Below are 19,925 nucleotides of genomic sequence, written 5' to 3' on the forward strand. Positions count from 1 at the left end.
GCAGAAAACCCGCCTGCCGAATGCTATGATAGAAAAAGCACGTTTTCAGGAGGCGAAGGCAGGATGTTAGCCGTCTATTTTCGCGCCATGGTGATTTCCTTGGCGCTGGTGAGTTCTATCGGGATGCAAAATATTTATGCGTTTAACAACGCCATGAGCAACACCTTGCGCCGGGCGCTTTTGGTGGCCGGATTTATTTGGCTTGCGGATACCTTGCTCACCTCGATTGCTTTTCTGGGCATGGGTGCCATCATCGCCGCCAATCAGGTGATCAAAATCATTGTGATGGGCCTAGGCGGCTTGGTGGTGATTTGGATGGGCTATGGCATTGTGCGCGGCGCCAACGCCGCTTCTTTTGGCAACGACCATCAGGAGCAATCGCTGAAGCAGTGGTTCACCGGAGCCTTTGTGGTGTCTTTCGCCAACCCGCAGGCCTTAATTGATACTAGCGTGACGTTAGGCGCATTGCGGAGCCCTTTAACCATGACGGAAGCCTGGGTGTTCCTTGGCGGCATTATTACTTCTACGGCACTCTGGTTCTTCGTGGTGACCACCGTCATTAACTTGCTTCGCAATCGCTTGCCACGACGGGTGTTGATGTGGATTAACATCGCTTCTGGGATTGTCGTGATGTTTTACGGGGTGCGGCTGGTCGTGAACGCCGTGCTGGCCGTGCTTTAAGGAGGCAACGATGAAACAACCGATTAATCGCGATCAGCTCTTTTTGCAACGGCAAAGCCAGCCGGCCACGCCGCTGGATGCGCCGGTAATTCAGAATTTGCAGGACACCTTAGCCGCCAATGCTGACCGCTGTGTTGGCATGGCAGCGAACATGATTGGGGTGGCCAAGCGCATCATCATTGTCCAGCGCGGGCCGCTCGCTCAAATTATGGTCAATCCAGTGCTTAAGGCCAAGCAAGGCGCTTACCAAGCGCAGGAAGGTTGCCTGTCGCTAGCCGGCGAACGGCCAGCCACACGCTACCAGCAAATCACCGTGGCCTATCAAGATGCCAACTTTAAGCCCCGGGTCGAAACGTTCAGCGGCTTTGTTGCTCAGATTATTCAACACGAAATGGATCACCTTGAAGGCATTTTAATTTAGTTCAGTAGGCAAAGAAGCCGCCGCTCAGCCCATCAGGTTGAACGGCGGTTTTCGTCGTTAATGAAACCAGCTCATGCCGAGGAAAAATAGCGGTGGAATGAGCAGTGCCGGCAGGAGGTTGAGGGTCTTAATTTTGGCGAGGCCCAAGATGTTGACCCCAGAAGCAAAAATCAACACGCCGCCGACAATGGAAATCTCAGTCAACAGCGGCGTGGAAATGGCGCCTTGCAGCAACTTGGCCAGCAGGTACAAACTGCCTTGCCAGCACAGTAGTACCGGCGCAGTTAAAATGATACCTATGCCGAAAGTCGAAGCAAGCACCATCGAGGTAATCAAATCCAGCGTGCCATTGGTAAACAGAAACGTGTAATCCTGGTGCAAGGCCGCTTCCATCGGGCCCACAATCGACAAGGTGCCGATGCAAAACAGCAAAATCGCTGTCGATAAACCCTGTCCCAGCTGACTACCCCCTTTGCCGCGGGCCAGCAGGCGATTGAAGCGGTCATCCAAATCCAGCAAGCTACCGATTAAGGCGCCCAGTGCCATGCTGGCGATGAACAACACCGGATATTGGCTATGGGGCATTTTTTGCACGGAAGTATTGATGCCCAGCATCATCACCGCCAGCCCCATGGCGGTCATCAGGGCGTGATTAGCCTTAGCGGGGATGCCTTTTTTGAAAACACTGCCCACGGTGCTACCGATCATAATCATCAGAACGTTGAAAAATGTGCCTAGCATATAAAACCCTCCAGCTTGAATGGTCTTATTATACGCTAAGCGCTCATTGATTTTTGGTTGAATGACCAACTGCAGTGATGACTGGCAATCTTGGCCACCTCCCGCCGCCGAGGGCTTCCTTCCCAGCGGCTTCAATGCTACAGTGAACACACAGAGTTTTGCCAAATGGGCGAGAGGAGTAATAAGAATGACAGAACAAATCAAACGCAGTGAGGCGCCGGTGGCCCTGACCTGGGATTTGACCGCATTATTTGCTGACGAGGCGGCGTTCACCGCAGCGGTGACCGCAGCGCAGGCCAAGACGAAGGCGCTGGCCAAGCAGGAGCAAACTTTTACTGCTGATGCCCAGCAATTTGCCAAGACGCTGGCCAGCTATTATGAAGCCAGTGAGGCGCTGGATCGCATCGGCATGTACAGCATGCTGGCGGTGGCGCAAGACACCACCGATCCTCAGGCTCAGCAGCTGGAGGCAACCGCTGAGCAAGCCACGACGGCCTTTGCGCAAGCCGTGGCCTGGCTGGAACCGGCGATTGTGGCCTTGCCGGAATCGCGGCTGGCTGAATTTGAGGCGGCTGAACCCACGCTGAAACAGTACCGCCATGCCTTGGCGGCGATTCGCACGCAGGTCGGCCATGTGTTAGCCCCAGGCGAAGAACGGGTGCTAGCGGCGCTGGGCACCACCATCGATGCGCCAGAGTCAATTCAGTCCACGCTGGATGATGCCGATTTGAGCTTTGGCACCATTGAATATGACGGTCAAACGCAGCCGATGACCAAGGGCTTGCGCCGCGTCATTGCCGAAAATGGCGCCCGGCCTGTGCGTAAGCAAGCGGCCGAACAATTCGATACCGCGTATTACGACCACCGCTTCACCTTTGCCCAGAGCTTGCAGGCCCATGTCCATGCCCAAAACACCTTGGCGCAGATTCGTCATTATTCATCAGCCCGGGCGATGGATCTGAGTCAAAATCAGATCCCGGAAGCGGTGTATGACACGCTGCTCACCGAAACTCATGCGCACTTGGATCTGGCGCATCGCTACTATGCTCTGCGCAAACAAACGCTGGGCTTAGATGTGATGCATCCGTATGACTTGTCGTTGCCGCTGACTGGCGGCAAAACGCCATTTGCCCCAACGTACGACGAAGCTACCGCCACAACTTTGGCGGCGCTGGCGCCACTGGGCAGCGATTATCAGGCACACTTGGAGGACGAGTTTGCTCATCGCTGGGTCGATGTGCTGGAAACCAAAGGCAAGACTTCAGGCGGCTTTGAGGATGCGGCGTATGGTGTCCATCCCTACATTCTGCTGAACTGGGCCGATAACTATGATGCCATGAGCACCTTGGCCCATGAATCCGGGCATGCGATGCAAAGTGTTTACGCAAATGCTAATCAGCCATATTGGGATTCGCAGTACCCGATTTTTACTGCGGAAGTGGCTTCAACCACGAATGAAAGTCTGCTGAATGCTTATCTGCTGAAGACCAGCAAAGACGACCGGGCCAAGCAGATTTATCTGTTAAGCGATGAAGTCGAGAACTTCTTAGGCACCTTCTACACTCAGGCCCGGTTTGCCGAGTTTGAGCTGTTCATGTATCAAACCGAAGCCAGCGGTCAGCCCTTGACCGCCGAAGCGTTAACGGCGAAGTGGGATGAGCTGGAAGCAGCGTACTACGGTTCCAGTGTTACCCCAACGCCTTGGCCAAAGGCACAGTGGGCGCGGATCCCACATTTCTTCTACAATTACTACATGTACCAGTACGCCACTTCCAAGGCGATTGCGACGACCTTTGCCAAGCGCATCTTGACAGAAGGCGAACCTGCCGTGGCAGCGTACAAGGCGTTTTTGAAGGCCGGCAATTCTGATACGCCAGTCAACTTGCTGCAGCGGGCCGGCATCGATGTCACCAAGCCGGATTATTTGGATGCAGCGTTTGCGCATGTGAACGACCGCTTGGATCAACTGGCGAAACTGTTGAATGCTTAACCGGTCAAACTGAAAGCTAAAGTCAACGCCATCAGTCATATTTGTTGACTGGTGGCGTTTTTGCTCGGGGAAAAATTAATTTATATCAGCTATACATTATAAAAATAATTAACCTAAGCTACTGTTTTTGCTTGCGCCGGCTAGGGTTACTTTGCTACGCTTAAATTATTCCATGGAACCGTTTTCTCCAACTGACCTTGGCGCGCAAGGCCAGTTCATCTCAGCAAGGGGGCGCCGCATGAAAATCCACAAAGTCCTGAACAACAATGTGGCCATTGTCCGCACCGGCAATGGCCAAGATCAAATTGTCTCTGGCCGCGGCTTGGCATTCGGCAAGCGCCCCGGCGATGAGCTCGATGTGGCCGCGATTGCGCAGACCTTCACCTTACAAACCAAAAGCACGGTGGCTTACGCGCAATTGTTGGCGGAAATTCCGTATGTCTATTTGCAACTGACAGGCCAGATCTTGGCTCAGGCGAAGCAGGCGGGACTGAGTCTTCATTCCGGCGTCGCCTTGACCTTGGCCGATCACCTGTATACCGCGGTGCAACGCACGCAAGCCGGAGAGGTCTTGCCGAATGTGATGCTGTGGGACACCCAGCGCTTTTATCCTCGGGAGTTCGCGGTCGCAGAAGGCGCCTTGGCCTTGGTGCACGCTAAGCTGAATGTGACCTTGCCCGCCGATGAGGCCGGGTTTATCGCGTTTCATCTGGTGAACGCTGCCACCGACAGTACCGGCTCTGATGCGGCAGTGGTGACGCGGCTGATGCAAGAAATTCTGAGCATTGTCCGCCACCATTTTCACTTCGAACCGGATCCAACCACGCCGGATTATGGCCGGTTCATTACCCATCTCAAATTCTTCGCGCAGCGGCTTTATCGCAATGAGGCGATGGCCACCGTCGATGAGGAATTGCTGGCGCTGATCAACCAGCGGTACCAAACGCCGGCGAGCTGCGCCCAGAAAATCAGTCACTTTTTAAATGTGCGTTATGGCTTTACGGTGACGCCAGCCGAGTGCGGGTATTTAACCTTGCATATCGAACGGCTGGTGTACCGCAAAGCGCAGTAGGCTGCCTCGCAGCCAGTCAGATCGTTGGATGGTGACATTAAGTTGGCCAAACCTTCGGAAAGAACAATTCTTTCAGGAGGAACTATCATGACAAAATATGAACAGTTAGCAACCGATATTATTGCCAAAGTCGGGGGCCGGGAAAATATTCTGGGCCTGACGCACTGCGTCACTCGGCTGCGGTTTCAACTCAAAGATGAGGGTAAGGCGGATACCGAAGCCCTCAAAGCCATGGACGGCGTGGTGACCGTGCTGCAATCAGCTGGTCAGTACCAGGTCGTGATTGGCAACCATGTGCCGGATGTCTACGCTGAAGTGGTGCGCGTCGGCGGCATCGACACTGGCGACACCAGCACGGCGCCGAAGAAAATGAAATTCGGCGATCGGGTGATTGATTTGATTTCTGGCATCATGATGCCAGCTTTAGCCGTGATGTGTGCCGGCGGGATGATCAAAGGCTTGGCCGTGATTTTGATGGTGACCGGCGCCGTGTCGGACAAAGCCGGCGCTTATATTCTCCTTAATGCGATTGGGGATGCCTGTTTCTACTTCTTCCCAATCATCATTGGCTTTAACGCCGCCAAGAAATTCAACATGACGCCGTTTTTGGGCCTGATCATTGGGGCCGCGTTGGTGCATCCCACCATCAACGGCGTGGATCTGAACTTCTGGGGCATGAACTTCAATGCCAGCTACAGCTCCACCATTTTGCCGGTGATTTTGATGGTGGCGTTAGCGGCACCGCTTGAACGCTGGTTGAACCAAGTCATTCCAGATGTGGTTAAAACGTTCCTGGTCCCAATGCTAACCCTGCTGGTGATCGTGCCGATCGGCTTCATGCTGATTGGCCCAGCCGCCAACGCGGTGTCTATGGTGATCATGCAAGGCGTCGAAGCCCTGACCAACTTCAGCCCGATTTTGGCTGGGCTGGTGCTCGGCGCCACCTGGCAACTGCTGGTGATGTTCGGCGTTCACATGATGATTGTGGTGATGGCCATGATTCCACTGGCCGCGGGGCAACCCACTGCCATTATGGCTGCGATTACCTGGGTGTCTTTCGCACAAACCGCGGTCGTTGTAGCGATTTGGCTGAAGACGCATGATAAAAAGCTCAAAGGCATTGCTTTACCGGCCTGGATTTCTGGGATTTTCGGCGTGACGGAACCGGCAATTTATGGGGTGACCTTGCCGCGGGTGAAAATGTTTGTGCTGTCTTGTATCGGTGGCGGCTTGGCCGGCGCAGTGAGTGGGGCTTTGGGCATGATGGCTTACCGCATGGGCGGCATGGGCTTGTTCGCCTTACCGAGCCTGCTGAGTGTTGAAAATCCAAGCCGTGATCTGATGTATGCCGGAATTTGCTTAGCGGTCGCGATGATTCCAACCTTTATTGCGGCCTATGTCATGTATCAAGATGATCCAGTGGTGAATGCCATTGAGGATCAAGGTATTCCTGGGACACCAACGTTGGAACGCGATACCGTATTGGCCAGCCCGATGAATGGGCAGCTGATGCCGCTGCGCGATGTGCCAGATGGCGCTTTTGCCGACGGCGCGCTGGGCGCGGGGATTGCGATTGATCCAAGCGATGGCAATGTGGTGGCACCGGCTGACGCGACCGTGATGACGGTGTTCCCGACGAAACATGCAATCGGGCTCATTACCGACACTGGCGCCGAAGTGCTGCTGCACCTGGGCATGGACACGGTGCAATTAGGCGGAGACCATTTTGACGTGAAAGTGGCGCCGCAGCAACATGTCAAAGCTGGCGACTTGCTGGCCACGATTGATATTGACGCGATTCGCGCCGCCGGGTACTCCATGGTGAGCCCGATGGTGGTGACCAATACCAATGACTACCTTGATGTGATTGCGGAACTAACGCCAGATGCCCAAATCGAAGCAGGCACGCCGCTGTTGACCGTCGTTGCCGATACCCAAGAAGCGATGGGAGGGGCTGTCCATGCCGTTTCCAACTGATTTTCTCTGGGGCGCCGCCTTGGCTGCCAACCAATGTGAAGGGGCCTGGAACGAAGGTGGCAAGGGGCCAAGCGTGGCGGATCATTTAACCGCCGGTAGCCGCACCAAGCCACGCCGCTTCGTGGAGGATTTGAACCTAGATGAGTATTTTCCTTCGCACACCGGCGTGGATTTCTACCACCGCTTCGAAGAAGACATCGCCCTGTTTGGCCAAATTGGCTTGAAATGTCTGCGCCTGTCGATTGCCTGGAGCCGCATTTTTCCTAACGGCGATGATGACGAGCCTAATGAGGAAGGCCTCGCGTTTTACGACCAGGTGTTCACCTTATGCCGGGAAAACAACATCACGCCGCTGGTAACCCTGAGCCACTTCGAAATGCCATACCATCTGGTGACGGCTTATAACGGCTTCGCGGACCGGCGGGTGATTGACCTGTTCGTGCGCTACGCCGAGACTTGCTTCACCCGCTACCGCGGCTTGGTGGCGCACTGGCTAACCTTCAATGAAATCAACTTCGGCACCCTCAGCGCTGGCCGGTTGATTGGTCTGGGCTTACGCTCGGCCGCCCAGGCGGATTACTTCTTTGGCACCGGCGATGAAACCGAGCAGTACCAGGCGCTGCATCATGTGTTCTTGGCTTCGGCTAAAGCTGTGATTGCCGGGCATCGCATTGATCCAGCTAACCAAATTGGCTGTATGATTGCTAATGGCCTGTCTTATCCGCTGACGCCCAAGCCGGAAGATGTGCTGGCGACTCAGCAGCGCACGGATTGGTTCAATCACTTCTGCGGGGATGTCCAAGTCCGCGGCGCGTACCCAAGTTTCGCCAAAGCCAAGCTGGCTAAAATGGGCGTTGCCTTGGATCTGGCCCCAGATGATGAGGCAACCTTGCTGGCGGGAAAGGTGGACTTCTACTCGTTTTCCTACTATTCCAGCTCATGTTTGGCCGCAGAAGCTGGCGAAGAAAGTCAGGCTAACCTACTCGCCGGCCAGAAGAATCCGTATCTGGAAACTTCGGCCTGGGGCTGGCAAATTGACCCAATTGGCTTGCGGGTGACGCTGAACCGCCTGTATCAGCGCTACCAAGTGCCATTGTTGGTCGTGGAAAATGGTCTCGGCGCGGTCGATGAACTCAAAAATGGCGTCGTCGATGACCCGTATCGGATTGAATATCTACGGGTGCACGTCAAAGCCATGCACGATGCCATCGTCGAAGATGGCGTTGACTTGATGGGGTACACCATGTGGACAGCGCTGGATCTGATTTCCGCCGGCACCGGAGAAATGGCTAAACGCTATGGGCTGATTTATGTCGACCGCGATGACAGCGGCCACGGCAGCTTGGCGCGGACACCGAAAGCCTCGGCTGCGTGGTACTCAGATGTGATTGCCACGAATGGCGCTTCAGCCCTGGCCGAACTGGCCCACCAGAAGGCGGCAGTGGATTAAGCCGATAATGATAGGCACCAGCGTGATCGCCAATTTGGCGGTGGCGCTGGTTTTTGTTTTGCTCCTCAAAAATTACCTGTATACTTTAAGGCTGGCTCAAACGTCTTATTAAGGGAAGGAGGGGTGAGATGGTAAAGTCAGACTTTGATGCCCACTTGCTGGCGTTAGGCCAACAAGTGGTGCAGCGCCTGCAAGCGCGGGGCATTCAACGGGCCGACGCCGAGGATGCCGTGGCCACGGCTTATGAAAAAATCATTATCCTGCTGCCCAACTTGTCGGTCCGCAATTTTGATGGCTGGTTTTACCGGATTGCCCTGAACGCCTGCCTCGATGAGCTGCGCAAACACCGCCGCGAAACCTTGACGCAGCAGTTGCCGGAAGCCAGTACGCTGACGCCGCAAAGCTTTGCGACGTTGATTGCGCCGCTACCGGCCAACCAGCAGGAGCTCGTGGCGCTGAAGTATTACTACGGCTTTTCATATGAAGAAATCGGGGACCTGCTAGCCATCAAACCGGCCAGTGTCAAAACGATGTTAGCCCGCGCGCGGAAGCAGTTGCGCGGTCAATGGGAGGAATCATAAGATGTTAGATCAAGCCTTACGCAAAGCCAAATGGCGCCAGCGCCTGATGATGGTGCTGATCGCCGTGATTGTGCTGCTGGTGCTGGCGCCACTAGGGTATGGGGCGTTTAATCAGTTGAGCAGCCGCCAAACCAGCGCCTTGTATCAGGAACTGGCGGATTATCACAATGTCGCCGAGCCTAATGTGAGTGTCGCCAGCGAAATGTTGGATAACAATTCCAGCTTAGGTGGGAATGTGGTTACCAAGGAATACAAAGAAATCGATGGTTACGTTGTGCCATGGGGAACGTATACGTCCCATTACAGTTTCTATCGGCATCAAATGGACGAAAGCTTCGTTCAGACGGTGTCTAACCGCCTGGATCAAAACACCGCTAAGCAGCAGTTTCAAAATAGTACGTTGCAAAAAGTGGCACGATTTTATCGCACCACCCAGGACTTGCCGAATGAGGCCCAGACGCTGGAACAATTGCCGGATCACGTCGGTGAAATTGCAGTGACCTTCAAACATCCCATGTCCTATGCGGAGCTGAAGCAGTGGCTGCCAAAAGAGGTGAATTTGACCTGGGGTTACCTGTTCAATGATACTAATCGCAGCGGGGCTGGGGATGACACGAACATCGCTGAAAACCCGATTGGCATGGATCTGCGGTATAACACCACGCCGAACAGTCAACTGAAAGCCTGGCGCCAGGCTTTGACCCGCTATTGGGGGCAGGCCCCACGCACCAGCGCAATGACGCACACCCTCAAGGCCTCCGCCAAAACACTGCAGTTTCGTGGCGTGATTCTCACTGGCACGACCGAGCAGTTGGCGAAGGTGGCTAATGCCGCTAATGTGGCCGGCACCAGCGTTGGGGTCACTGTGGCGCGCGTACCGTATATCAAACCGGTCAAATAAAGACCAACAGAAAAACAGTCCAGACCTGGCGAAGCAAGCTGCTGCGCCGGATCTGGGCTGTTTGCGTGCTTTAATTGGTGGTTAGCTTATACAAAGCGTAGGTGTTTTTCCGGTGAATAATCACGCAAAGCTCACCCTTGGGATTGCTGAAGCTGTAAGTACCGCCTGAGCGATCAGCGTATTCGACTGTCTTGTGGCGCGTCGGGCCGACGACAATGGTGTAGCCTTCAGAAGTCGGCGGAGTCGGCTGTTGCGTGAACCTAGCCCCCGCAAAACCCAAGCCACCGCCGATGAGTAATACGATGACAAAAGCAAGCACCCAACGCCAAGTCTTTTTCATCTTAGTTTCCTCCCATTCCCCTGGTGGTAGTAGGAAAATTATATCACAGTCAGAAAACGCTTTCATCCAAGCGAAGTGGTTCAGGCCGGGTTCAAACGTGAAATCACGTACTTGAAGTAAGTGTTGACAGCCGCCTCTGAAGTCGGTATTATCGATAGATGCTAATCGTATTGGTTACGATTTTCATTTAATCAGCAGGGGGAAGACTGTTTATGAAACGCCACTTTTGGCTCTTGGGCCTGATCATGCTTTTGGGCTTGACCGCCTGTTCACCCAAACCTAGCGCACACAAGCAGCTGACCGTGGTCGCCAGCGTGAATTTTTACGGCGAAGTCGCCAAGGCCGTGGCCGGTAATTACGGCCACGTGACGGCGATTATCAACGACCCGGCGGTGGACCCGCATGACTATGAGCCCACCACTGAAGCCGCGAAAACCGTGGCGGATGCGAATGTGGTGGTGGTCAACGGCGCCGGGTATGATAGCTGGATGAGCCGGCTAACCGCAGCCGATGACGATCCGGTCAAAACCGTTTCGGCGGCGAAAGTCGTCGGGGTGAAGGCCGGTGAAAACGAGCACATCTGGTATAAACCTAAGATGATGGTCAAAATGGCCAACGCCTTGGCGCAAACTTATGGTGAGGTCGATCCGGCGCATCAAGCTGCGTATCGCAAAAATGCGCAGCGCTACATCAAATCGCTGCAGCCCATGTTCGCCCTTGAAGCGAAGCTCAAGGCCAGCGCCAAAAACCAAACCGTCGCGGTGTCGGAACCGGTTTTTGATAATACCCTAACGGCGCTGGGCTATCGCATCATGAACGGGCATTTTGCCCGCGCGATTGAGGACAGCAGCGACCCTAGCCCCCAGGATGTGCGTAAGCTAGAGCGCGCCCTTGAGGCTAAGCAAGTCGCCTTTTTCGTGCAAAATACGCAAGTCGACAGCAAAATCGTGACCAATATGGTGGCCAAGGCCAAGGCGGCTGGGGTGCCGATTGTCAAAGTCACCGAAACCATGCCTAAAGGCCAAACTTACCGTAGTTGGATGATGGCTCAATACAAACAAATACAAAAGATTCAGGCGCGTTAAACGTCAAACAAACATGACTGAGGAGGTCAACTTTATGGCAAAAAAAGCAAAAATTGAAAAGGCGAAGCGGCAGGCCCAATTGGTTGCCAAGTATGCTGCTCGCCGCAAGGAACTCAAGGCGCAAGGCGATTATGCCGGCTTAGCTAAGTTGCCTCGCAACTCTAGCGCTGTACGCCTACACCATCGTGATGAACTGGACGGCCGTCCGCATGCTTACATGCGCAAGTTCGGCTTGTCTCGTTTGAACTTCCGGCAGCTTGCGCACAAAGGCCAGATTCCTGGCGTGCGCAAGGCGAGCTGGTAGAAAGGAGCCGCTCATGGCTAAAACCGATGCCGCCACCGCGCGGCGCCAAATGCAAAGTCCCAATATCAAGACCCGCAAGCGCGCCTTGCGGACCATCAAAACTCTGAAGAAACAGGGCAAATAAGCAGTTTGACCAGCCAGTCTCGCCTTCGCGCGAGGCCGGCTTTTTTGGCCCCAAAATACCCAGATTGTACACGCAAAATTAAATCGATAACAATTTATCAGCTGCGTAATGCCGGTTTCGCGGCATTGCTATGCTATACTAGATTGGCGCAATCATCTACTTGCTCGTCTGTGTGAGGCGAAAATCAGCAAGTGCATAACGGAGGAAAAGACATGAAAGCAATCTGTGCAGAATTTATGGGCACATTCCTGTTGGTTTTTTTAGGTAGTGGTGCGGTGTTGTTCGCTAAGGGCGACGCCTTGACCATTGCCATTGGTTTTGGGTTAGCGATTACGATTTCGGCCTATGCCTTTGGTGGCATCACTGGCGGTCACTTCAACCCAGCGGTCACCACCGCGTTTATGATTAACGGCCGTACCGGCATTGGTGAAGGTCTCGTTTACATCGTGTCCCAAATCGTTGGCGCCATTGCTGCTAGCGGTGCCGTGCGGGTCATCGTTGGCGCTTTGAACCTGCCAGCCACCCAAATGGCCCAAACCGACTTTCCAAATCTGTCAGTTGGCGCGGCATTTTTCGTTGAAGCCTTGGCCACCTTCCTGTTTTTGGTCGTGATTTTGAACGTCACCTCCGATGATCATGGCAATGGCGATTTTGCTGGCTTGGCCATCGGGGTGACCTTGATGCTGCTGATCATCTTCAGCGTCAACTTGACCGGTGCTTCCTTGAACCCAGCGCGTTCCATTGGCCCAGCTATTTTTGCTGGCGGCAGCGCCTTGAGTCACCTGTGGCTGTATATTGTGGCCCCAGAAGTCGGCGCGATTTTAGCGGCGTTCTGCTCCCGGTTCTTGATGGCAACAGAAGACTAGCATTAAACTGCAAAGCAATCAGCTCGGGCGAAGGCTCGAGCTTTTTTGATGCGATGAAAAATACACCGCCTTCCGCAGCCTAATTGCGTTGCGAAGGGCCAACGCCCGAGCAGTCAGCCTAGCTGACCGACTCGGCATCCTAGATAGTCGCGCTGCGCATGGGCAACGCCAGAGTGGGTAGCTACGCTGCGAGCCTCACCGCCAAAAAGCGGCGGTAATGCTCACAGCTAGGCTATCCATCTGGCTAAGGGCGCCCATGCTCCGCAGCCTCGAAAATAACACGTTCCGGAAAAGTAACGAGAAAGCGGTTTACCGAGGTAGTGAATTACGTTAAGGTAATCACGAAACAGAGATTGGTCTATGTGACGAATGGGAAAGGAAAGGTGTCTTTATGACGAAATTACCTGATGGTTTTCTGTGGGGCGGCGCGGTAGCGGCGCATCAACTCGAAGGTGGCTGGCAAGAAGGCGGCAAGGGGATGTCCATTGCCGATGTGATGACCGCTGGGGCCAATGGCGTTGAACGCCAGATTACTGATGGCGTGATACCGGGGAAGAACTATCCTAACCACGAGGCGATTGATTTTTATCACCACTACAAAGAAGACATCAAGTTGATGGCCGAAATGGGCTTCAAGGCGTTCCGGACTTCGATTGCCTGGACCCGGATTTTCCCAAATGGCGATGAAACGGAACCCAATGAAGCGGGCCTCGCTTTTTATGACGATGTGTTTGCTGAATGTCATAAGTATGGCATCGAGCCGGTCATTACCTTGTCGCACTTTGAAATGCCTTGGCATCTGGTAAAAGCTTATGGCGGTTGGCGCGACCGGCGGCTGATCGATTTCTTCGTCCGTTTCGCGACAGTGTGCTTCAAGCGCTACAAAGGCAGTGTGAAGTACTGGATGACCTTCAACGAAATCGACAACCAGTGCGATTACAACCGTGAATTTTCCATGGCCACCAACTCCGGCTTGATTTTCCCAGCAGGGGCCACGGATGATGACCGGGCGCGGGCGATGTACCAGGCTTCGCACTACGAATTGGTCGCCAGTGCGCTAGCGGTGAAAGCCGGTCACGAAATTGACCCGAACAACCAAATCGGCTGCATGATCAACTTCACGCCGCAATTCCCAGCCACCTGCAAGCCAGAAGACTTGTTCATGGCCGAAAAGGCGATGCAGAAGCGCTCATTCTGGAGTGATGTGCATGTCCGCGGTCACTATCCAGATTACATGGAAGCCTACTTCAAGCGGACTGGCTATCGGGCTGATATTACCGCTGAAGACCGGGCCGCGCTAGCCGCTGGCACGGTGGATTACATTGGCTTCTCCTACTACGCCTCCAACACAGTGGCACGCCAAGCTGACAACCAGTATTACGATTTTGTGGGCGACAAAGAAGGCGTCGAGAACCCTTATTTGAAGAAGACCGAATGGGGCTGGACCATCGATCCCCTGGGCCTGCGCTGGAGTTTGAACTGGTTGGCGGAACGCTATGACAAGCCGCTGATGATTGTGGAAAATGGCCTTGGTGCCATTGACCATGTGGAAGCCGATGGCAAGATTCACGATCCGTATCGTGTCGCTTACCTGCGCGCCCACATCAAGGAAATGGAAGCTGCAGTCGAAGAAGACGGCGTCAACTTGCTGGGCTACATGCCTTGGGGCTGCATCGATTTGGTTTCTGCCGGTACCGGTCAGATGGACAAGCGTTATGGCTTTATCTATGTCGATAAAAATGACGCCGGCGAAGGCACCTTGGCGCGCAGCCGGAAGGACTCGTTCTACTGGTATCAGCAGGTTATCCAGTCCAATGGCGAAAACTTGGCCGATATTGATCCTGAATAGTGATGACAAGCGTCGGTTAGCCCCGGCGCTTTTTTGATGGCTGTGGTAGACTGGGAACATTCAATTCAACAAGGAGGCCTGGCGATGCCGGTGATTCGTCCCATTCAGCCTAAAGATGATGCCCAGATGAAAGCTATTTTGCAAGCTTGCTTGGAGGAGGCCGATTTGGCGCAGCCGGGCACCGCCTATTATGATCCGCAAATTGGCGCATTGGCCGAATATTACGCAAGCATGCCACACGCGGGATATTTCGTCGCCGTTGCCGCTGATCATGACGACCTCGTGCTGGGTGGCTGCGGTTTCGGACCGGTGGGACCTGAAGCCGGGATCTGCGAGCTACAAAAGCTCTATCTGACGCCGGCCGCGCGCGGCCAAGGACTCTCTAAGCAGTTGTTAGCGTGCACGATTGCTGCGGCTAGGGCTTCGGGCTACCAACAGATGTATGTCGTGACCGATACCAAGCTGCCGATTGCCAACTTGCTTTATCAGGCCCAAGGCTTTACCCGCTTGGCGCAGCCGCTGGCAGGGGATGAACATAACGGCTGTGATACCTGGTACCTCAAGGCGCTTGAATGACCTTCAGCCAGGCAAGACAAATGCCTCAACTTTCACGGCGAAAGTTGGGGCATTTTGGTTGTTTTATAGTGGTTTGGTGGCTAGTTCGGCCAGCACCTGTGCTTGCGGCGCCGGCAACGTGCCATCGGCTTTGGGTCCGACATTAAGCAGCAGGCGGCCATTGCGCGGCCGGGCTTCGGCCACAATTCGGCGAATTTGCTTGGCAGTCAGAAAGTCGCTAGGCCGAGCCGCCTGGTTGTAGCCAAAGGATAGATCCATGCCGCGGGTGATTTCGTAATATGGCGCTTGGTCTTGCCAGTCGGTGGTGTATTCAAGCGTCCGGTAGTCGTAATACGGCGGCTCGCTGGCGTGGCCTTTTTTGGCCAATACGCCTTGGAGCGCGCCGCCAAGATTGACCAGCGGGTACAAAACTTTATGGCGCATCCAGTTCGGGTAATCGCCCCAGCGGTCATCGACCATGCCCTCTGGCACAGCAGCGTAATAGTCTTTGAACAACTGCGGCAGGCGCGGGTCATTGGGGTAGCCGATATCGCTCCACAAAATATCCGGGTGGTAGCGGTCAATCAGCTCATGCCACTGCGCCCACACGTAATCGCGGTACTGCTGGCTGGTGGGGTTGCCAAGGGCAAAGCTGGCGGCGCTTTGAATGCGTTCGTGCTTGAACGACCAGTAGAACAAACTGGAATAATACACCCCAAACCGCATGCCACGGGCCCGTACGGCCTTGGCCAACGCCCCGACAAAGTCAAAATCGAGATGATAATCAGGCTGGTTTGGGTTTTGAACGGCAGTGTCATACATCACGAAGCCATCATGATGTTTGGTCACCACCACGACATACTTGGCATGGGCGTGGGCGAATTGATCCGCCCACGCCTCGACGTCCACATTTACGGCGTCTTTTTTGAAAGTCACGGCGAAATCGCGATAAGGCGCCGCGCCATAATGGGCCTGATGGTAGCGGCCGGTGGGACCAGTCGGAAAGAGCATGCTGTTGGCGTACCATTCGGCATAAGGCTGGTGTTTGAATTGTTCATATAAGGTTGGATGCTTGCCCGGACCCGTCACTGGCGCTGGTGCGTAGGCCGGGACACTGTAAAGCCCCCAATGGATGAAAATGCCAAAGTCGGCCGCTTGAAACCATTGCGGGGCCTGCTGGCGATGAATATTGACTGGCATAGGTGCCGCCTCCTTTAAAACTGACGTGAGAGCTGCTTTTGGGCGGTGTCGCGGCTGATTTTGCCAGCATTGGTTTCGGCCATCAGCTGCACATCACGGTCGTGAAGATGATACCCCAACAGCGGGATTAACGCGATGCCGGCGCCAATGGCCGGCACGAGTTGGGCGACGATCCACAGGCCATTTAACGCCTGGCTACTTTGGTGCACGGCCAAGTGCTGCAGCGCGGCGAAGCTGTTGGCCTGCAGCGGCTCCCAAGCGAATAGGCCGAGAATAAACAGGCCCAGGGGCTGAGCGAGGGAGATTAATTTGCCGGCAAAGGATTGGATGGCAAAAGCAATCCCGCGGGCATCGATGCCAGTGGTGAAGCGGCCGTATTCCACAATGTCTGGGGTGAAAGTTAAGTTCAGGGTCAGTACGATGCCTTGCGGAATGGCACGAATGGCCACCAGCGTGAGATAGCGCGGTAGGCTACTGGTGCCGCCCAGATAAACTAGTAAGGCGGTGGCGGCAAAGGCCACGGCACTCCAGAAAAACAAGCGGAACTTGTCCACCCGTTTCAAAATCACACCCATCAGCGGCGACAAAATCGCAATCGGAACTGAGGTCGCCAGCAGCGTCAGCGTGGACACCAACGCACTGCCAAAGAAGTAATACGACACGAATAAATCCACTGCCGCATTGGTCGCGGTGATGCCGGCAATGATGTAGTAGAGATAATAGCGTTGCAGATACTTATTGGCTTTGACGTACTGCCACATTTGGCGCAGCGAGTAACTGGTGGTGGCGTCTTGATTAGGAACGCGTTCTTTGGCAACGAAGCTCACCGGCAGCATCAGCAGCAACATCACCACCGCCAGCAAGGTCGCGGTGGTGCCAAACGAGAAACCCACCTGCTCGGAAACCATGAAGGTGGCCCCCATGCTGGTCAAAAAGGTGCCCACCATCGCTGCCATCCGCGCCACCGCTAAGATGCCATTGCGTTCTGTGGTGGCGGTGGTCATGAGCGTGACCAAGTTATAAATCGGCACATCGCTAATGGTGTAAGCCGTGTCCCACAAAATATAGCTCAACGCGAACCACACCAGTTTGCCAGCAGGGTTCAAACTTTGCGGAATGTGAAACACCACCACCGTCAGTAGTGGCACCAACACCATCGCCAGCCGCAGCCAAGGTAGACTTTGCCCGCCTTTGAAATGCACCCGGTCAAAAATAATCCCGAATAAGGTGTCACTGAAGGCATCCCACAGCTTCACCGCCACCATCGCAAAAGCGATTTGCGTCGCGGCAATGCCGCTGAGCAGGAGATAAGTCGTCAGCATGCCGGTTAAAAAGCTCATCGCCATGCCTTGGCCAGTGAAGTAGCTCCAGTAGCTCGCTTTTTCCGGAAAAGTGGTTTGCTTGTCGGTCATGATGGTCGCCTCCTACTATGATTGGCGCGGCGCACTAACCAGTCAACCTGCCACAGCTTCAAGCTGCCGCCGCTTTGCTGAGCGAGTCTGATTAGTGGCGTATCCCAAACAATCGTCGCTAAAAATTCGCCAGCGGCTGAGTGCGGGTCCGCGGCTTCTTTGTGCTGCATGTTGCCGATGATCACTTTGGCCAGTGCGTTAATGCTGCGTGAATATTGAGCCAGCGTGCGCGGCGTGCTCAGCCGGGTGAAGATGCCAGGCCGCGCCACCGGGGCCTGCGGCGTCAGGCCGCTTAACGCCGTAAAATCAGCAGCGCTAGGCTTGCCCTGGGGCTGCTGATACCAGCTTGGTACGCTGGTTTTGGCGGCAGGGGCGGCTACCGTAATGGCCACCGGTGGTTGTAAGTCGCGGCTGGAAGTACCCACGCTGAGGCTCCAGGCGCCGCCTGCGAGCTGAAAGGCTTGTTTGGCTTCCTGCCAGCGTTCAAAGGCGTGGCGCGGTACCTGCAGGGTCACTGTGGCTTGTTCACCTGGCGCGAGCCACACTTTTTGAAACGCGGCTAAGGCCCGCAGTGGCGTGAGTTGGGCTTGATCCAGCTGGCCAGTGTAAACTTGCAAGACCTCGGCGCCGCGGCAGCTGCCGGTATTGGTGAGCGTCACTTGCACAGGAATGTGCTTGGTGGCGACAGTAACGGTGCGTTCAGGGACGGTGACGTTATCGAGGCGAAAGTGCGTGTAGCTCAATCCAAAGCCGAAGGGGAAGGCCACTGCCAGCGCCGCTTTGTCATAATAACGATAACCCACATACAAACTTTCGCGATAAGGCACATCCAGGGGCTGGCCGAACTGCTGGGCAGGCACATCGCTGTAGCGCAGGGGATAGCTTTCGGCCAGCTTACCAGAAGGGCTGATGGCGCCGAACAGCAAACGCTCGGTGGCCGCGCCGACGCGTTCACCGTTGAGAAAAACATTGAGAATGGCCGCGGTTTGCGCGGCCCAAGGCATCGTCACCACCGAACCGGCCACTAGCACGACGGCCACTCGGGGGTTAGCAGCGGTGACGGCGGCAATGACTGCCTCTTGGTTAGCTGGCAGGCTGAGGCTCTGGCGGTCGCGCCCTTCTGCTTCAGCCGTGTCCGGTAACCCCACGACCAAAACCACCGGTTGCTGTTGTTTGGCAGCGGTGGTGGCCGCTTCTAGAAGGGTAGCGTCAGACTGGCCATCCAGCCGATAGCCAGCTTCATAAGTGACTTCGCGGCCCGCGGCCTGGAGCCCGGCGAGAATGGAGGTGGTTTCTGGGGTCGTGATGTGCGACGAGCCGGCGCCTTGAATGCGCGTGTCCGCCGCCAAGGCGCCAATCACGGTGAGCGGTTGCTCAGCGGCGAAAGGTAGCAAGCCATCATTTTTCATCAGCACGGCAGATTGCTCGGCAATCGCCTGTGCGAGGTCGGCATGTTCAGTGAGCAAAGCCTGCTGATTGCCGCCAGCTGGGCGCGATTGATCGGCCAAGTGGGCAATGTTGCTGACAGCGCGAGTCAAAGCGGTGCGCTCCAATTGGCCGCTAGCAAGGGCAGTTTCCGCTTGGCGGTCGAATAAATGGCCAGAACTTGGCATTTCCAAGTCAGTACCAGCGTTCAGCGCCGCCACTTTATCATTCAAACCGCCCCAGTCAGTGACCACCAGGCCCTTGAAGCCCCATTGGCCACGGAGCACGTCATTGAGCAGGTACTGGTGGTCGCTCATGTAGGTGCCGTTGACTTGGTTATAGGCGGTCATCACGGTGTCCGGCTGGGCCAAGGTGACCGCCAGGCGAAAGGCTTCGAGGTAAAGCTCGTGCAGCGCCACCGGGTCGATCAACGAATTCGAGCGCAAACGGTCAGTTTCCTGGCTGTTACCGGCAAAATGCTTCAGCGAGGCCGAGACCCCAGCGCTTTGTAGGCCATTGATCCAAGCCGCGGCGAGGTGACCCGCCAGCAGTGGATCTTCGGCGAAATACTCAAAGTTGCGCCCGCCCAGCGGATTACGCTTAACATTGACGCCAGGTCCCAGCACCACATCCACTTGGTAGTGGCGCGCCTCTTGCGCAATGGCGCGACCCATGGCTTTGAGCAAACTGGGATCCCAGCTGCTGGCACTAGCACTAGCCGTGGGAAAGGCTGTGGCCACCGCCGCCTCATTCAGGCCGAGATGGTCGCCGGCCTTGGCCTGAAAGCGCAAGCCATGGGGGCCATCGCTGAGGCGAATACTGGGAATGCCGGCGCGATTTTCAGTGGTCCAAAAATCGTGGCCCGAGGTGAGCGCAATCGCGTCTTGATCGGTCAAACTGCGCTGGTTGCTACCAGCACCAATGTTGATTGTCATGGAACCACCCTTTTCC

General features: G+C 55.2%; 19 protein-coding genes. 14 read left to right on the top strand and 5 right to left on the bottom strand.

Going from position 1 to position 19,925, the window contains the following annotated elements; translation table 11 throughout:
- Nucleotides 1-63: 63 nt before the first annotated feature.
- Nucleotides 64-681, top strand: coding sequence for a LysE/ArgO family amino acid transporter (locus AAA927_RS03140; protein ID WP_338215634.1), 618 nt, complete (start codon nucleotides 64-66; stop codon nucleotides 679-681).
- Nucleotides 682-691: 10 nt separating this feature from the next.
- A complete protein-coding gene (locus tag AAA927_RS03145; protein WP_338215637.1) occupies nucleotides 692-1,102 on the top strand; it encodes a peptide deformylase in 411 nt (136 codons plus the stop codon).
- A 57-nt stretch (nucleotides 1,103-1,159) separates the two neighbouring features.
- On the opposite strand, the gene AAA927_RS03150 is transcribed toward AAA927_RS03145, so the two are convergent.
- Nucleotides 1,160-1,843: a DUF554 domain-containing protein gene (locus AAA927_RS03150; RefSeq protein ID WP_125579229.1), complete on the bottom strand. Its 684-nt coding sequence runs from the start codon at nucleotides 1,841-1,843 to the stop codon at nucleotides 1,160-1,162.
- Nucleotides 1,844-2,030: 187 nt separating this feature from the next.
- Between AAA927_RS03150 and pepF the strand changes: the two genes are divergently transcribed.
- The 6 genes from pepF to AAA927_RS03180 all read left to right on the top strand — a co-directional run bounded on the left by pepF (nucleotide 2,031) and on the right by AAA927_RS03180 (nucleotide 9,814).
- Nucleotides 2,031-3,833: an oligoendopeptidase F gene (gene pepF / locus AAA927_RS03155; RefSeq protein ID WP_338215640.1), complete on the top strand. Its 1,803-nt coding sequence runs from the start codon at nucleotides 2,031-2,033 to the stop codon at nucleotides 3,831-3,833.
- Between the two features lie 238 nt (nucleotides 3,834-4,071).
- On the top strand, nucleotides 4,072-4,905 hold the full coding sequence (locus AAA927_RS03160) for a PRD domain-containing protein (RefSeq protein WP_338215642.1): 834 nt from the start codon (nucleotides 4,072-4,074) through the stop codon (nucleotides 4,903-4,905).
- 87 nt (nucleotides 4,906-4,992) lie between these two features.
- Nucleotides 4,993-6,882: a beta-glucoside-specific PTS transporter subunit IIABC gene (locus tag AAA927_RS03165; protein ID WP_338215644.1), complete on the top strand. Its 1,890-nt coding sequence runs from the start codon at nucleotides 4,993-4,995 to the stop codon at nucleotides 6,880-6,882.
- Entirely contained in the window at nucleotides 6,866-8,332 is a 1,467-nt protein-coding gene (locus tag AAA927_RS03170) for a glycoside hydrolase family 1 protein (protein WP_338215647.1), read from the top strand. The genes AAA927_RS03165 and AAA927_RS03170 overlap by 17 nt, the downstream gene beginning before the upstream one ends.
- Before the next feature lie 128 nt (nucleotides 8,333-8,460).
- A complete protein-coding gene (locus AAA927_RS03175; protein WP_338215649.1) occupies nucleotides 8,461-8,913 on the top strand; it encodes an RNA polymerase sigma factor in 453 nt (150 codons plus the stop codon).
- 1 nt (nucleotide 8,914) lies between these two features.
- Nucleotides 8,915-9,814: a sigma factor regulator N-terminal domain-containing protein gene (locus AAA927_RS03180; RefSeq protein WP_338215650.1), complete on the top strand. Its 900-nt coding sequence runs from the start codon at nucleotides 8,915-8,917 to the stop codon at nucleotides 9,812-9,814.
- 70 nt (nucleotides 9,815-9,884) lie between these two features.
- On the opposite strand, the gene AAA927_RS03185 is transcribed toward AAA927_RS03180, so the two are convergent.
- Entirely contained in the window at nucleotides 9,885-10,154 is a 270-nt protein-coding gene (locus AAA927_RS03185; RefSeq protein WP_338215651.1) for a hypothetical protein, read from the bottom strand.
- Between the two features lie 212 nt (nucleotides 10,155-10,366).
- Here AAA927_RS03185 and AAA927_RS03190 point away from each other — a divergent pair, with 212 nt between their 5' ends.
- From AAA927_RS03190 to AAA927_RS03215, 6 genes are all read left to right on the top strand, one after another.
- Nucleotides 10,367-11,239, top strand: a complete 873-nt coding sequence (locus tag AAA927_RS03190; RefSeq protein WP_338215653.1) for a metal ABC transporter solute-binding protein, Zn/Mn family — start codon at nucleotides 10,367-10,369, stop codon at nucleotides 11,237-11,239.
- A gap of 34 nt (nucleotides 11,240-11,273) precedes the next feature.
- Nucleotides 11,274-11,543, top strand: a complete 270-nt coding sequence (rpsN, locus tag AAA927_RS03195; RefSeq protein ID WP_125579221.1) for a 30S ribosomal protein S14 — start codon at nucleotides 11,274-11,276, stop codon at nucleotides 11,541-11,543.
- Nucleotides 11,544-11,556: 13 nt separating this feature from the next.
- Nucleotides 11,557-11,667, top strand: a complete 111-nt coding sequence (locus tag AAA927_RS03200) for a putative metal homeostasis protein (protein WP_204117788.1) — start codon at nucleotides 11,557-11,559, stop codon at nucleotides 11,665-11,667.
- 212 nt (nucleotides 11,668-11,879) lie between these two features.
- Complete coding sequence (locus AAA927_RS03205) at nucleotides 11,880-12,533, top strand: MIP/aquaporin family protein (protein ID WP_338215657.1); 654 nt, start codon at nucleotides 11,880-11,882, stop codon at nucleotides 12,531-12,533.
- A 391-nt stretch (nucleotides 12,534-12,924) separates the two neighbouring features.
- Nucleotides 12,925-14,382, top strand: a complete 1,458-nt coding sequence (locus AAA927_RS03210; RefSeq protein ID WP_338215659.1) for a 6-phospho-beta-glucosidase — start codon at nucleotides 12,925-12,927, stop codon at nucleotides 14,380-14,382.
- 84 nt (nucleotides 14,383-14,466) lie between these two features.
- Complete coding sequence (locus AAA927_RS03215) at nucleotides 14,467-14,958, top strand: GNAT family N-acetyltransferase (RefSeq protein WP_338215661.1); 492 nt, start codon at nucleotides 14,467-14,469, stop codon at nucleotides 14,956-14,958.
- Nucleotides 14,959-15,021: 63 nt separating this feature from the next.
- On the opposite strand, the gene AAA927_RS03220 is transcribed toward AAA927_RS03215, so the two are convergent.
- Genes AAA927_RS03220 through AAA927_RS03230 form a run of 3 tightly spaced genes read right to left on the bottom strand, consistent with a single transcriptional unit; the run spans nucleotide 15,022 to nucleotide 19,909 of the window.
- Nucleotides 15,022-16,137 carry an alpha-L-fucosidase gene (locus tag AAA927_RS03220; RefSeq protein WP_338215663.1) on the bottom strand — a complete coding sequence of 372 codons (1,116 nt, stop codon included), beginning with the start codon at nucleotides 16,135-16,137 and terminating at the stop codon, nucleotides 15,022-15,024.
- Nucleotides 16,138-16,151: 14 nt separating this feature from the next.
- Nucleotides 16,152-17,549, bottom strand: coding sequence for an MFS transporter (locus AAA927_RS03225; RefSeq protein WP_338215665.1), 1,398 nt, complete (start codon nucleotides 17,547-17,549; stop codon nucleotides 16,152-16,154).
- On the bottom strand, nucleotides 17,546-19,909 hold the full coding sequence (locus tag AAA927_RS03230; protein ID WP_338215667.1) for a glycoside hydrolase family 3 C-terminal domain-containing protein: 2,364 nt from the start codon (nucleotides 19,907-19,909) through the stop codon (nucleotides 17,546-17,548). Before AAA927_RS03230 ends, AAA927_RS03225 begins: the two co-directional genes overlap by 4 nt.
- Between the last annotated feature and the right edge of the window lie 16 nt (nucleotides 19,910-19,925).

The sequence above is a fragment of the Lacticaseibacillus salsurivasis genome (genome assembly GCF_036246225.1).
In the GTDB taxonomy this organism is placed as follows: Bacteria; Bacillota; Bacilli; order Lactobacillales; family Lactobacillaceae; genus Lacticaseibacillus; species Lacticaseibacillus salsurivasis.

Excerpts from the sequence above, each read along its gene's own strand:
- AAA927_RS03140 (WP_338215634.1), top strand. The coding sequence starts at position 64 with ATGTTAGCCGTCTATTTTCGCGCCATGGTGATTTCCTTGGCGCTGGTG.
- AAA927_RS03145 (WP_338215637.1), top strand. The coding sequence starts at position 692 with ATGAAACAACCGATTAATCGCGATCAGCTCTTTTTGCAACGGCAAAGC.
- AAA927_RS03150 (WP_125579229.1), bottom strand. The coding sequence starts at position 1,843 with ATGCTAGGCACATTTTTCAACGTTCTGATGATTATGATCGGTAGCACC.
- pepF (WP_338215640.1), top strand. The coding sequence starts at position 2,031 with ATGACAGAACAAATCAAACGCAGTGAGGCGCCGGTGGCCCTGACCTGG.
- AAA927_RS03160 (WP_338215642.1), top strand. The coding sequence starts at position 4,072 with ATGAAAATCCACAAAGTCCTGAACAACAATGTGGCCATTGTCCGCACC.
- AAA927_RS03165 (WP_338215644.1), top strand. The coding sequence starts at position 4,993 with ATGACAAAATATGAACAGTTAGCAACCGATATTATTGCCAAAGTCGGG.
- AAA927_RS03170 (WP_338215647.1), top strand. The coding sequence starts at position 6,866 with ATGCCGTTTCCAACTGATTTTCTCTGGGGCGCCGCCTTGGCTGCCAAC.
- AAA927_RS03175 (WP_338215649.1), top strand. The coding sequence starts at position 8,461 with ATGGTAAAGTCAGACTTTGATGCCCACTTGCTGGCGTTAGGCCAACAA.
- AAA927_RS03180 (WP_338215650.1), top strand. The coding sequence starts at position 8,915 with ATGTTAGATCAAGCCTTACGCAAAGCCAAATGGCGCCAGCGCCTGATG.
- AAA927_RS03185 (WP_338215651.1), bottom strand. The coding sequence starts at position 10,154 with ATGAAAAAGACTTGGCGTTGGGTGCTTGCTTTTGTCATCGTATTACTC.
- AAA927_RS03190 (WP_338215653.1), top strand. The coding sequence starts at position 10,367 with ATGAAACGCCACTTTTGGCTCTTGGGCCTGATCATGCTTTTGGGCTTG.
- rpsN (WP_125579221.1), top strand. The coding sequence starts at position 11,274 with ATGGCAAAAAAAGCAAAAATTGAAAAGGCGAAGCGGCAGGCCCAATTG.
- AAA927_RS03200 (WP_204117788.1), top strand. The coding sequence starts at position 11,557 with ATGGCTAAAACCGATGCCGCCACCGCGCGGCGCCAAATGCAAAGTCCC.
- AAA927_RS03205 (WP_338215657.1), top strand. The coding sequence starts at position 11,880 with ATGAAAGCAATCTGTGCAGAATTTATGGGCACATTCCTGTTGGTTTTT.
- AAA927_RS03210 (WP_338215659.1), top strand. The coding sequence starts at position 12,925 with ATGACGAAATTACCTGATGGTTTTCTGTGGGGCGGCGCGGTAGCGGCG.
- AAA927_RS03215 (WP_338215661.1), top strand. The coding sequence starts at position 14,467 with ATGCCGGTGATTCGTCCCATTCAGCCTAAAGATGATGCCCAGATGAAA.
- AAA927_RS03220 (WP_338215663.1), bottom strand. The coding sequence starts at position 16,137 with ATGCCAGTCAATATTCATCGCCAGCAGGCCCCGCAATGGTTTCAAGCG.
- AAA927_RS03225 (WP_338215665.1), bottom strand. The coding sequence starts at position 17,549 with ATGACCGACAAGCAAACCACTTTTCCGGAAAAAGCGAGCTACTGGAGC.
- AAA927_RS03230 (WP_338215667.1), bottom strand. The coding sequence starts at position 19,909 with ATGACAATCAACATTGGTGCTGGTAGCAACCAGCGCAGTTTGACCGAT.